At 73.1% G+C, this 13202-nt stretch carries 8 protein-coding genes; 2 read left to right on the forward strand and 6 right to left on the reverse strand.

The window, feature by feature from the left end; genetic code table 11:
- Nucleotides 1-11: 11 nt before the first annotated feature.
- The 6 genes from AB0D94_RS16270 to AB0D94_RS16295 form a co-directional block, all read right to left on the reverse strand.
- The gene (locus tag AB0D94_RS16270) at nt 12-3929 is read right to left on the reverse strand and encodes a Pls/PosA family non-ribosomal peptide synthetase (RefSeq protein WP_362051706.1); all 3918 of its coding nucleotides are present in this window, start codon (nt 3927-3929) and stop codon (nt 12-14) included.
- Between the two features lie 177 nt (nt 3930-4106).
- A complete protein-coding gene (locus AB0D94_RS16275) occupies nt 4107-6740 on the reverse strand; it encodes a SpoIIE family protein phosphatase (RefSeq protein ID WP_362051708.1) in 2634 nt (877 codons plus the stop codon).
- 159 nt (nt 6741-6899) lie between these two features.
- Nucleotides 6900-8699, reverse strand: a complete 1800-nt coding sequence (locus tag AB0D94_RS16280) for a VanW family protein (protein WP_362051710.1) — start codon at nt 8697-8699, stop codon at nt 6900-6902.
- A gap of 231 nt (nt 8700-8930) precedes the next feature.
- The gene (locus AB0D94_RS16285; protein WP_362051712.1) at nt 8931-10376 is read right to left on the reverse strand and encodes a glyceraldehyde-3-phosphate dehydrogenase; all 1446 of its coding nucleotides are present in this window, start codon (nt 10374-10376) and stop codon (nt 8931-8933) included.
- 94 nt (nt 10377-10470) lie between these two features.
- The gene (locus AB0D94_RS16290; protein ID WP_362051714.1) at nt 10471-11472 is read right to left on the reverse strand and encodes an SMP-30/gluconolactonase/LRE family protein; all 1002 of its coding nucleotides are present in this window, start codon (nt 11470-11472) and stop codon (nt 10471-10473) included.
- Between the two features lie 208 nt (nt 11473-11680).
- A complete protein-coding gene (locus AB0D94_RS16295) occupies nt 11681-12148 on the reverse strand; it encodes a MarR family transcriptional regulator (protein WP_362051717.1) in 468 nt (155 codons plus the stop codon).
- Nucleotides 12149-12265: 117 nt separating this feature from the next.
- Between AB0D94_RS16295 and AB0D94_RS16300 the strand changes: the two genes are divergently transcribed.
- Nucleotides 12266-12625 (forward strand): HGxxPAAW family protein, encoded by a 360-nt coding sequence (locus AB0D94_RS16300; RefSeq protein WP_362051719.1) that lies wholly within the window; start codon nt 12266-12268, stop codon nt 12623-12625.
- Nucleotides 12626-12754: 129 nt separating this feature from the next.
- Nucleotides 12755-13189 carry a CBS domain-containing protein gene (locus AB0D94_RS16305; RefSeq protein WP_362051721.1) on the forward strand — a complete coding sequence of 145 codons (435 nt, stop codon included), beginning with the start codon at nt 12755-12757 and terminating at the stop codon, nt 13187-13189.
- Nucleotides 13190-13202 lie beyond the last annotated feature (13 nt).

The following is a 13202-nucleotide window of genomic DNA, read 5'->3' on the forward strand; positions in this document are numbered from 1 at the left end:
GGACGGACCGGTCAGGACCGCCATGCCTCGATCGGATTGCCCAGCCAGCGGGTGTCGGCGGGGACGGACTCCCCGGCCATCACGAGGGAGGCGGGACCCAGGGTGCTGCGGGCTCCGACGGTACTCCCTGGCAGGACGATTCCGCCCGGGCCCAGGGTGGCGCCCTCGCGGAGGACCACAGTATCCGTTCTCAAGATCCGATCGTGGAAGAGGTGCGTCTGCAGTACGCAGCCCCGGTTCACGCTGACCGCGTCGCCCAGCACCACCAGGTCCGTCTCCGGCAGCCAGTAGCTCTCGCACCACACGCCCCGGCCGATCCGGGCGCCGAGCGCGCGCAGCCACAAGGACAGCAGCGGCGTACCGGGGACGGATCCGGCCAGCCACGGCACGGCCAGTACCTCGACGAAGGTGTCGGCCAGCTCGTTGCGCCACACGAAACCGCTCCACAGGGGGTGCTCCCCCGCCCGGTGCCGGCCCACCAGCAGCCACTTCGCGGCCACGGAGACCGCGCACGCGGCCAGACCGGCCGCGAGCAGCGTGACTCCGGACAGCAGCGCGGCTCCCGCGATGCCCAGGCCGCCCGTCGCGCTCAGCGCGCAGAGCGCCGCCACGGTCAGCACGGCCAGGGCGGCGGAGCAGAACACCGGGACGAGCCGGCACAGCTCCACCAGGCCGCGCGCCCACAGCAGGCGCGCGGGCGGGTGGTACGTCCGGCTCTGGTCGGAGCCGGCGGCCGAGCGGGGCAGCCGGACCGGCGGCAGGCCCAGGTAGGAGCTGCCCTTCTTGGCCTTCTTCGGGGTGGCGGACAGCACGCCGACCAGCCCGTCGTCCGGCACGCTGCGGCCCGGCGCGGTCATGCCGGAGTTGCCGAGGAAGGCCCGGCGGCCGATCTCGGAGTGGCCGATCCGCATCCAGCCGCCGCCGAGCTCGTAGGGGGCGGTCAGGGTGTCGTCGGCGAGGAACGCGCCTTCGCCGACGGTGGTGAGGCTCGGCAGCGCGAGGACGGTGGACACCTCCGCCCCGCGGCCGATCTTCATGCCGAGCAGCCGCAGCCACACCGGTGTGATCAGCGCCGCGTACAGCGGGAAGAGCGTCTCCCGGGACAGGTCCATCAGCTGGGTGACGGTCCAGGCCTGCCAGCCGATCCGGCTGTGCGTCGGATGGTTCCCGGTGCGCAGTCCGAGGCTCAGCAGCCGTACGGCGGCCAGCAGCAGCAGTGCGTACGCGAACCCGAAGGCGAGCGCCCCGGGCACCACGGCGAGCAGCGCTCCGCGCAGGGCCTCGGCGATCCCGGCGTCGGCGGGCACGAACCGGCTCAGCACGAGCAGGGCGGGCACGGTGGCCAGCACCGGCAGGGCGGTGAGGCAGAAGCCGGTCGCCCCGTACATGGCGCGCCAGTGGACGGCGCGCGGCGGGCGCTCCTTGGGCCAGTTCCGCTTGGCCTTGCCGACCTTCCCGGCGGGCGCCCCGGCCCAGCGCTGGCCGGTCGGGATCTGCCCGACCACGGCGGAGCCGGGGGCCACCTCGGCCCGCTTGCCGACCCGGGCGCCGGGGAAGAGCATGCTGCGGGTGCCGACCACCGCTCCGGCGCCGACCTTGACCGGGCCGATCACCAGCCGGTCCCCGTCGAGCCAGTGCCCGGAGAGGTCCACCTCGGACTCCACGGCGCAGCCGCGGCCGAGTTTGAGCATTCCGGTGACGGGCGGCAGCGCGTGCAGGTCCACCTCGGGGCCGATCTTGGCGCCGAGTGCCCGGGCGTAGCGCTCCAGCCAGGAGCCGGTGAGCTGCGTCGCGCCGGCGTACTCGGCCAGCCGCTCGGCCGTCCACAGCCTGAGGTGGACGCTTCCGCCGCGCAGGTAGCGTCCGGCCTTCACCCCGCGCAGCAGCAGGCGTGCGCCGCCGGCGGCGACGGCGAGCCGGCCCGGCGGGCTGAAGAGGAGGGCCGCGCCGGCGGCGACGAGCCACCAGGAGGCGGTCGGCGCCCACGGGTAGGGCCCGAACCAGTGCAGCATGTTGCCCAGCGCCAGCAGTGCCACGGTCCAGCGCAGGCCGACCAGGGTGAACAGCGGGACCAGCAGGAGCGACTGGACGATCTTGGAGCGGAGCGGGACCGGGACGACGGTCCGGGCCGCGCCGTCCTCCTGTACGGACTTCTCCAGGCGGCGGGCCAGCTTGCGCAGGGTGGGCTGCTGGTAGATGTCGAGGACGGCCGCGCTCGGGTAGCGGGTGCGCAGCCGGGTGGTGAGCTGGGCGGCGGCGAGGCTGCTGCCGCCGATGGCGAAGAAGTCGTCGGCGGCGCTGGTGACGGCCACGCCGAGGGTCTCGCCCCACTGTTCGGCGAGCCAGGCCTCGGTGCCGTACAGCTGCTCGGTGGGGCCGGTGGTCTCCAGCTCGGGCAGCGGCCAGGGCAGGGCGTCCCGGTCCACCTTGCCGGAGGTACGGGTGGGCAGTTCCGCGACCGGCGCGAGCAGCGGCACGAGGGCCGCGGGCAGCGCGGCGCGCAGCCGTGTCACGGCCGTCTCGTGGTCCCAGCCGTCCTGGGTGACGAGGTAGCCCACGAGCAGCTGGTTGCCGCTGCGCGCCGTGCGGACGGCGGCGGCCGCGCCGGCGACGCCGGGCAGGGCCTGGAGTGCGGCGTCTACCTCGCCGAGCTCGATCCGGCGGCCGCCGAGCTTGATCTGCTCGTCGCCGCGGCCGAGGAAGACCAGACCCTCCGGTTCCGCGCGGACGAGGTCACCGCTGCGGTAGGCGCGCTGCCAGCCGAGGGATTCCAGCGGGGCGTACTTCTCTGCGTCCTTGTCCGGGTCGAGGTAGCGGGCCAGGCCGACGCCGCCGATGACGAGCTGGCCGCTGCCGCCCATGGGAACCGGCTCGCCGGACTCGTCGACGACGGCCAGTTCCCAGCCGTTCAGCGGGAGGCCGATCCGGATCGGCTCCTCACCGGTCAGGAGGGAGGCGCAGGCGACGACGGTGGCCTCGGTGGGGCCGTAGGTGTTCCAGACCTCGCGGCCCTCGGTGACCAGGCGCTGGGTGAGCTCGGGCGGGCAGGCCTCGCCGCCGAAGATCAGCAGCCGGACCTCGCCCAGGTCCTCGGGCTCCCAGAGCGCGGCCAGGGTCGGCACGGTGGAGACCACGGAGATCTCCTGCTCCACCAGCCAGGGGCCGAGGTCGGCGCCGCTGCGGACCTGGGAGCGGGGCACGGGCACCAGGCAGGCGCCGTAGCGCCAGGCCAGCCACATCTCCTCGCAGGAGGCGTCGAAGGCGACGGACAGCCCGGCCATGACCCGGTCGCCGGGCGCGATCGGCTCCTCGGCGAGGAACAGCGCGGCCTCGGCGTCGACGAAGGCGGCGGCGCTGCGGTGGCTGACGGCGACGCCCTTGGGCTTGCCGGTGGAGCCGGAGGTGAAGATGATCCAGGCGTCGTGCTCGGGGCCGGGCCGGGCGGCGCCGCCTCCGCCGGCTGCGGCCGGGCCGGTGGTCCCGGTGACGTCGACGCGTCCTCCGGCGCCCAGCACCGCCCGGACCCCGGCCTCGCCGAAGACCAGCTCGGCCCGCTCGTCGGGGTCCTCGGCGTCGACCGGCACGTAGGCCGCGCCCGCGGCGAGCACGGCGAGGATGGCCGAGTACAGCTCGTTGGTCCCGGACGGGACGCGTACGCCGACCCGGTCGCCGAGCCCCACTCCGGCGGCCGCGAGGGCGCGCCGCCGGTGCTCGACCTCGGCGGCCAGCGCCCGGTAGGTCAGCCGGGCGGCGCCGTCGTCCAGGGCGAGTTCGTCGGGGTACGCCCGTACGGAGGCTTCGAAGACGTCGACGAGCGTGCGCGCGGGAGCGGCGGGCCCGGCGGAGAACCGGGCGGATTTGCCGGACTCGTCGTTGGTTGCCGCGTCGTCGAGCAGGGTGGTTTCACCGTGCTCAGGTGTTGCTGCCATCGGCCCTCGCGTCTCGTTCCGGAAACGTCCGGGTCGCCGGCGGAGCCCAGGTCTGCCCAGGTTGTTCCGGTCCGGCACCGAACAACCCGTCAGTCTAGTGCGGCATCAAGAATTTTCTTCTTGAAGCCTCCCGTGTGTGGCCTGGATGCGCGCCTCCCGCGCGGCGGCACGACCGGATCAGAGGTCGTCGTCGTCCAGGTCCAGGAAGGCCGCCAGGGAGGGCGCCGCACCCCCTTGGGCACCGGGAAGGGCCTGTTCCGCCCAGATGACCTTGCCCTCGGGCGTGTACCGGGTGCCCCAGTGCTCGCTGAGCTGCGCCACCAGGAACAGGCCCCGGCCTCCCTCGTCCGTCGTGGCGGCGTACCGCAGGTGCGGTGCGGTGCTGCTGCCGTCCCACACCTCGCAGGTCAGGGTGTGGTCGTGCAGCAGCCGTACGCGGACCGGCGCGCTGCCGTGCCGCAGGGCGTTGGTGATCAGCTCGCTGAGGATCAGTTCGGTGGCGAAGCCGAGTTCCGGCAGGCCCCACTCGTCGAGCTTCTTCGCCGCGAGGCTGCGCAGCGTGCCGACCGCGCTGGGCTCGAACGGCACCTCCCACTGCACGACCCGGTCCGGCCCGAGGGTCCGGGTGCGCGCGATGAGCAGGGCCACGTCGTCGGTCGGCCGCTCGGGCAGCAGGATGTCGAGCACGGCCCGGCAGCTCTCCTGCGGATCCCGGTCGGGGTGGCTCAGCGCCGCCCGCAGCAGTTCCAGTCCCTCGGTGATGTCCCGGGTCCGCTCCTCGACCAGGCCGTCGGTGTACAGGACGAGCTGGCTGCCTTCCCGCAGGTACAGCTCGGCGGTCTCGAACGGCATGCCGCCCAGCCCCAGCGGGGGCCCGGCCGGCAGCTCCACGATCTCCGTCGTGCCGTCGGGCGCGACCACCAGGGGCGGCAGGTGTCCCGCCCGCGCCATCGTGCAGCGCTGGGACACCGGGTCGTAGACGGCGTAGAGGCAGGTGGCGCCCAGTACGCCGCCGTTCGCGTCGTCGCCCTCGCCGTCGTGGTCGATGCGGTGGACGAGGTCGTCGAGGCGGGCGAGGATCTCGTCGGGCGGCAGGTCGAGGGTGGAGAAGTTGTGCACCGCCGTACGCAGCCGCCCCATGGTGGCCGCGGCGTGCAGGCCGTGCCCGACCACGTCTCCGACGACCAGTGCGACCCGGCTGCCCGGCAGCGGGATCACGTCGAACCAGTCGCCGCCCACCCCGGACTGTGCGGGCAGGTAGAAGTGCGCCACGTCCACGGCGCTCTGCTCGGGCAGGGCGCGCGGCAGCAGGCTGCGCTGGAGGGTCTCTGCGAGGGCGTGCTCCCGGGTGTAGCGGCGGGCGTTGTCCATGGCGACCGCCGCGCGGGCCACGAGCTCCTCGGCGAAGGACAGGTCGTCCTCGTCGAAGGGCTCCGGCTTCCGCGAGCGCCAGAAGTTGACCACCCCGAGCACGACCCCGCGGGCCGTCAGCGGGGCCGCGATGAGGGAGTGGATCCCGTAGTCGACGATGGCCTGGGCGCGCGGCGGGTCCTGGGCGTGCCAGCCCGGCGCTTCGGAGAGGTCGGGCACCAGCTCGGCCTCACCGGTGCCGTAGCCGCGGGCTTGCGGGGTGGACGGCAGGAAGTCGATCAGCCGGCCGCAGGGGTAGAGGGGGTGGTCCGAGCGGATCCCGCTGACCGCCGTACGCCGCATGTCGGCGGCCGGGCCCGGCTCGTCCCCGTCGAGCACCGAGTCGGCCAGGTCCACGGTCACGAAGTCGGCGAAGCGGGGGACGGCGACGGCGGCGAGCTCCTCGGCCGTGCGGACCACGTCGAGGGTGGTGCCGATGTCGCCGCCCGCGTCGTACAGCAGCTTCAGGCGCCTGCGGGCGGTCTCGGCCCGGCTGGTCAGGACCTGCATCTCGGTGGAGTCGCGGATGGTGACCACGGTGCCCGTCGGGCGGCCGCGGGGGCGGGTGAGCCGCTGGTTGACCACCAGCAGCCGGTCCCCGCTCTCCAGGACCTCGTCGGTGGCCACCCGGCCGGACAGCAGCAGGTCCGCCATCCGGCGCTCCAGGCCCGGCACGGCCCCGATGTGGCGTCCCTCGGCGTCGTCCGGCAGCCCGAGGAGCCGTTTGGCCTCGTCGTTCGCCAGCAGGAGCCGCCGTTCGCCGTCGGTGATCAGCACCCCTTCGCGGACGGCGTGGAGCACCGCGTCGTGGTGCTCGTACATGCGGGTCATCTCCTGCGTGCCGAGCCCGTGGGTCTGGCGCCGCAGCCGCCTGCTGATCAGCGCGGTGCCCACGGTGGCCAGGGCCAGACCGGTGGCGATGGCCAGGAGGATGACCGGGAGCTGGCGGTCGACGACACCGGACACGTTCTTCACCGTCAGTCCCGCCGACACCAGCGCGACGACGCGGCCGTCGGGCGCGGTGACCGGCACCACGGCCTGGATCTCCTTGCCGAGGGGGCCGTCCACGCTCTCGGTGTAGGTGCGCCCGGCGAGCGAGGGTTCGATCGTGCCGACGAACCGCTTGCCGATGCGGTCCGGCTGGGGATGGGTGTAGCGGATGCCGTCGGTGTCCATCACGACGATGAAGTCCACCCCGGCGGCCAGGCGCGTGGCCTCGGCCAGGGGTTGCAGGACGGCGGACGGGTCCGGGGTCTTCAGGGCGTCCTGGAGGCCCAGGGAGTGGGCGAAGGTCTGGGCGACGGAGACGGACCGGTTCCGTGCTTCCCGGTCGCTGTCGTGGCGTGACTGCAGGACCAGCGCCAGCAGCGCGGCGGCGGCGAGCAACACCACGATCGCCACCTGGAGGACGAATACCTGTCCGGCGACGCTCCTGAACCTGTTGCCTAGGGGTGACCGCACCGACGTGCCCGGCACGGGTGGCGAGGAAGGGTCACGCACCCAGTTGTAGCACTTCCGGGCGCCCGTGGCTGCGGAAATGCGCACGCCGCGTCCGTACGGTCACACCCCGGCGGCCGGCGGCTGCGCGGTCCCGGCGGGCTGCGGGCTCTGCGGGGTCTGCGGCGTCCCCGGGCTCTCGGGGGTCTCCGGGGTGCAGGTGACCTCGTCGCGCGGGGTGTAGTGCGTGGTGAACTCCTCGCGCTTGACCTCCTTGCCGCCCTTTACGAAGACACGGCCCACGGCCACGTCGAAGCCTTCGAGCGGGGTCTGGACCTCGCACTTCGGTCCGCTGCCCGTCCGCTTGCCGGGCGGCGTCACGTGGGTGCGCGGCCCCTGGGTCGCACGGATCTCGTCGTACTTCTTCGTGCCGAGGAGGGTGATGGTCAGCGAGGTGTCGGTGGATTCGGCCCGGACGTAGAGCGCGTGGCCGGTGTCGTTGACCCAGCGCAGGTCGAGGATGCCCCACGCGACGGTGGCTTCCCGGCCCTCGGGGTAGCGCTCGATGTAGAAGGAGTGGGCGCCGTGCTCGACGGTCTTGACCCCCGCGAAGAAGGCGGCGTTGTACATGGTGGTGGCGACCGCCGAGACGCCGCCGCCGGGCGATTTCACGTACTGGCCGTCGTTGATCATGATGCCGTCGACGAAGCCGTTCTCCGGGGTGCGCTCGCCGACGGTCCGGTTGAAGCTCCACTCCTTGCCCGGGAGGACCACCGAGCCGTTGATGAGCTCCACGGCCCGCCCGATGTTGGTGGTGCGGTACGGGGCTGCCGGGAACTCGACCGTGAAGGAGGAGAGCTTCTCCTTGATGCCCAGACGCTGCGCCTCGGCGCTCGTGAGCTCGGGCTGGACCTCCACGGTGGGGACCTCGGCGCTGCGGGCCGCGCCCGTGCGGGTCAGCAGGGGCAGCACGGCCCGGCCGAGCGCCTCCTGCGTGACCTGCCGTCCCGTGCGGCCGTGGTCCCCGACCACCACACGGCCGTCCGCGTCCACACCGAGCGCGGCGTCGCGCGGAGCCCGGGTGACCGCCTCGACCGGGCGGGCCACGGCGGGGTCGGCGAGCAGGCCCTTGGAGTCCAGGGCCGGCACGAGGCGGCCCTGGGCGTCGGGCTTCATCTCCAGGTGCCCGCCGAGCACGGCGGGGCCTATGGGTATGCGCCGGCCGGCGACGGTGAGCGTGACGGGGCCCGACATCGCGGGCTGGGCGAACTGCCGCAGGGCCCGTCCGGTCTCCTCGGCTCCGATCCGCGGCTGCGTGCGCTCGACCGGCATCACGACGGGGCCGGTGCCGGCCCGCAGGTAGGCGTCGCGGAGGGTGTTCAAGGCCTGGTCCGTGATCAGGGAGACGCCCGTGAGCGGGGTGACGGGCTTCGGCGTGCCCTTCTCGAAGGCGATCGATCCGTCGCGGACCTGCTGGCGGGTGCTCGCGCCGATGCGGTCGACCGCGGCGCGGGCGGTCGGCTCGTTCATCCGGGTCACCGGCTCGACCTCGCGCTCGCCGCCGGCGAAGAGCCCGCCGATGACGGTGCCGGGGCCGTATCCCGTGCGTGCGGCGCGCTCGACGGTCGCGGCGGTGTCGAGGGAGAGCCCGAGCGCGGCGGGATCGGCCTTCTCGACGCGGTCGCCGATCTTCATCGACACCGGCGCCGCGGCGGTGGGTCCGAGCTCCCGGTCCAGCGTCTGGCGGGCCTGGGCCCGGCTCATCCCGCCGATGTCCACGCCCCGCACCCGCGTCCCCGGGTCGATGTCGCCGCCGGTCACGAGTCCGGTGACGTAGAGGCCGCCCAGCCCGAGCACGGCGGCGCCGCCTGCCACCGGCAGTGCGATCCGCCAGTCACCCGTCCAGCTGCGCGCGCGTCCCATGTCTCTCCCTGGCGCCGACCGGCGGGCGGTGGCGCGGGCCGCGGCAGCGGCCCCTAGATGACGATTCCGGAACCGCAATGATTTCCTTGAATCGGACCATTTGGGGGCGAATGTAATGGTTCTCACGCAGACGCAGCTGCGCCCCGTGATCAAAAAAGAGCGCCCGGCCTGAACAGATGTTCAGGCCGGGCGCTCCGGTCAGCATTCCGGACCGGACGGGATCCGCCGAGGTCAGACCGCCGGGACCGGGTAGGTCGGGTACTCCACCCCGGACACGTGCTGGACGACACGGATGACCTGGCACGAGTAGCCGAACTCGTTGTCGTACCAGAGGTAGAGGATCGCGTTGTCGCCGTCGACCTTGGTCGCGCCCGCGTCGACGATCGAGGCGTGGCGCGAGCCGACGAAGTCCATGGAGACCGCGTCGGGGGCGGTGGTGAAGTCGATCTGGCGCTTCAGCGGCGAGTGCAGCGAGACGCCGCGGAGGTAGTCGAGGACCTCCTCGCGGGTGGTCTCGCGGCCCAGGCGCAGGCTCAGGATGGCGATCGAGACGTCCGGGACGGGGACGCGGATCGAGCTGCCGGTGATCGGCGCCTTGAGGTCGGGCAGCGCCTTGGCGACCGCGGAGGCCGCGCCGGTCTCCGTGATGACCATGTTGAGCGGCGCCGAACGGCCACGGCGGTCCGAGCTGTGGTAGTTGTCCAGCAGGTTCTGGTCGTTCGTGAACGAGTGGACGGTCTCCACGTGGCCGCGCAGCACCCCGTACTCGTCCGCCATCGCCTTGAGCGGCGGGACGATCGCGTTGGTGGTGCAGGAGGCGCAGGAAAGGATCTGCTCGTCCGGCTTGATCGTGTCGTGGTTGACGCCGTGCACGATGTTCGGGACGTCGCCCTTGCCGGGCGCGGTCAGGACGACCTTGTCGATACCGGGGCGCAGGTGCTTGGAGAGGCCCTCGCGGTCGCGCCACTTGCCGGTGTTGTCGATGAGGATGGCGTCCTTGATGCCGTACGCCGTGTAGTCGACCTCGGACGGGTCGTTGGCGTAGATCACCTTGATCTCGTTGCCGTTGGCGATGATGGTGCTCTTCGCCTCGTCGACGGTGATCGTGCCCTGGAACTGGCCGTGGATGGAGTCGCGGCGCAGCAGCGAGGCGCGCTTGACCAGGTCCTGGTCACCGCCCCCGCGGACGACGATGGCGCGCAGGCGCAGGCCGTTGCCGGAGCCGGCCTTCTCGATGAGGAGGCGGGCGACGAGGCGGCCGATGCGGCCGAAGCCGTAGAGGACGACGTCGCGGGACTCGCGGCGTTCGATCTTGTTGGCACCCGTGGCGCCGATGACGGCCTCGGCGGTGAACGCCTCCACCGACAGACCGCGGTCGTCGCTCTTGTACGTGGCGGCGAGCATGCCGATGTCGATCTGGGACGGGCCGAGGTCGAGCGTCGTGAGGGCCTGCAGGAACGGCAGGGTCTCGGTGACCGACAGCTCCTCGCCGTCGATCTGGCGGGCGAATCGGTGGGTCTTGAGGATGCTCACCACCGACTTGTTCACCAGGGAACGGCTGTGCAGGACGACCGTGACGTCCCGCTCCCGGTGCAGCTTCCCGATGATCGGGATCATCGACTCCGCGATCTCCTCGCGGTTCTTCCAGTTGGTGAACGAGTCGTCATTGACAGTCACAGGCTTATCTTTCGAGCTAGGCGGCGCTCACATGCTAACCCCCCGATACTTTGATCATTCAAAGGGTGCCCCCCAGCGCAACGCTTGGTGCGATTTACCCGGCCTTGTTCCCCCCGGCTTCGGCGCCGTTCCCCGCGGGCGCGGCGCCGGCGGGCACCTCGTAGATCCGTCCGTCGACACCGGCCCGGTAGAGCCTGCCCGCCGAGAACCCGCGGTCGCCCTGCCCGTAGGTGAGCTGCGTGGACAGGCGCAGCCCCGACTCCAGGGCGCACAGGCTCCCGCCCTCGGCCCGCCAGATCTGCCCCGAGGCGTGGGTGGCGATCAGCGGGCGCCCCCGGCCGTCGAGGGTGAGCCCGTCGGGGAGGGCGAGGGCGTCCGAGGCCCCGGCGGAGATCCAGCGCCGCGGGTGCGCGGGGTCGGCGACGGGGATCCGGTACAGCCCGGGGGCGACGGTGGTCTGCACGACGTAGACCTCGGAGCCGTCCGGGGACACGGCGATCCCGTTGGGCTGGGCCACCTTCGCCCAGGCGGGATCGACCCGCCCGTCGGGCGTGACGCGGCCGATGCTCCGGCCGCCCAGGGTGGTGGTGTAGACGGTGCCGTCGGGCGCGAGGGCGACGCCGTCGATGCCGCCGAGCCCCGAGGCGTACGTGGTGACCTCGCCGGAGTCCGGGTCCACCGCCAGGAGCTTCGACACGGGCAGGACGTCACCGGTGAGCGAGTGCACGAGGTCGTTGCCGGTGCCGACGAGGAGCCGGCCGTCGGGACGGACGGCGATCCCGCCGTTGGCGCCGATGTTCCCGGTGAGGGCGACGGGGGCGCTGCCGGGGGCGTCGATGCGGTAGACCCGGCCCGTGAAGTACGCGGTGGCGAACATCCGGCCGCGCCGGTCGACCGCGATCGACTCCACCCAGTCGGGCAGGTGCGCCACCTGGACCGGCGGCGCCGCCGTCCCGGCGGTGGCGCACGCGGGCGCCGCGTGGGCCGGGCCCGGCGCGAGCACCCCCGCGGCCGCCGCCACGGCCAGGACGGCCGCCGGGACGACGCCGCGGCGCGCCCCGCGCGAGGCGGTGCGGAACTTCGTGGTCAGCCTCATCGGTTCCCCCTCCGTGGCCGTCGACTCGGTGGCCGTCGACGGCATGCCGCGCCGGCGGTGGACCGGCACGCGCCGAGGCGGTCCACGATAGGGCCGGAGCCGTCCAGGGCCGCCGAGCGGCTGGAAAACGCGGGGAGTTGGCCGTATCCCGGCAGGCCTGACCCGCTCGGGCGGCGGCGGGCCCCCGGCGGCGGACCCCGGCGCCGGATCAGCTCTCGCAGGACTCCTCGAGGTAGGTGCGCGCCAGCGCGCCCGCGCGCGTGAACCAGTCCGCGAGCACGGCGGTCTGCTCCGGCGTGTAGAGCGCGAAGAGCTCCGCGAGGCGCGCGTAGTACGGCCCGTAGATCGCGGTCACACGCTCGACGGCGTCCGGGACGGCGACGACCCGCACCCGGCGCCCGTCGGCCGGGTCCGGTCGGCGGACCACGAAGCCGCCGCGCTCCAGGCGGTTGAGGATGCCGGTGACCGCTCCGGTCGTGACGTGCGCGCGTCCGGCCAGGTCACCGGCGGTGACGGGCGAGTCCCCGGCCTCCAGGACGTACGCGAAGCACACCAGGTCGGTGACGTTCAGGCCGAGGTTCCGGGCGAACTCCTGCTGACCGACGATGCTCGTCGCGATGAGGTGGTCCATCGCCTTGATGGCGTCCGCGGCGGTGGCGCCGGGCGTGACCTCCATTGAATTTCCCTTAGCTCATGAGATATCTTTCTTACTTGCTAAGACATCATAGGGCGGGCGCCGATCACGTGACCACACCGCGGCAGCCCGGCCCGGCGGGTACGAGGAGGCAGGCACATGAGCGCACACCCCTACGACGAGGGCCACACCGTCGCCGGATGGACCGGTACGGCCGTCGCCACGGTCGGCACCTCGGTCACCGCCGTGGGCGTCATCGGCTGGAGCCCGGGGATCTGGCTGGGGCTCGCCATATCGGCCGCGGCGCTGCTGGTCACGTGGGGCCTGCACCTCGCGGGCTGGGGCAAGCCGCCCGGCCGCCGGCCCGCCGCACAGTGGGGCATGAAGGTACGGGACGCCTCCGCGCGCCAGGGGCACGCGGACTGCCTCGGCTGCCGGCTGGCCGGGCGGCGACCCGCCCCGGCGCCCACCGGGCCCGCCGTCGCCGCCGCCCCCGCGGCGGCGGAAGCCACGGCCTGACCCGCGGCGCGCTACCGGTCCGCGGATCACCCGGGGTGCTCAGCGCGCCGCGCCCGTCCATCCGTGCTGTCCTCGTAGGGGGGAGAACCCGACAGAGCGGGGCACGGACGAGCGAGCCAAGGAGGAACCATGGACAGGAACCTGCGGGCCCGGGACATCATGACCAAGGGCGTGACGTGCGTCCGGGAGGACCAGTCCCTGCTGGACGCCTCGCGCATGATGCGCGACCTGAACGTCGGCTGTCTGCCCATCTGCGGCAGCGACGAGCGTCTCCAGGGCCTCATCACGGACCGCGACATCGTGGTCAAGTGCTGCGCCGAGGGCAAGGACCCGGCCCGGATGCTCGCCGGTGAACTCGCCGGCACCCTGCACTGGGTCGACGCCGAGTCCAACGCGCAGGAAGCGGTGGACACCATGGAGGTCCACCAGATCAAGCGGCTGCCCGTCATCGACGTGGCCGGCGGCCACCGCCTCGTCGGCATGATCACCGAGGCCAATCTGGCGAAGAACCTCTCCGACGAGGACATCGCCGAGTTCGCGGTCCGCATCTACGCCGCCAACTGACCGAGCGCGAGCG

This window comes from Streptomyces sp. NPDC048255 (genome assembly GCF_040652415.1).
Taxonomy (GTDB): Bacteria; Actinomycetota; Actinomycetes; order Streptomycetales; family Streptomycetaceae; genus Streptomyces.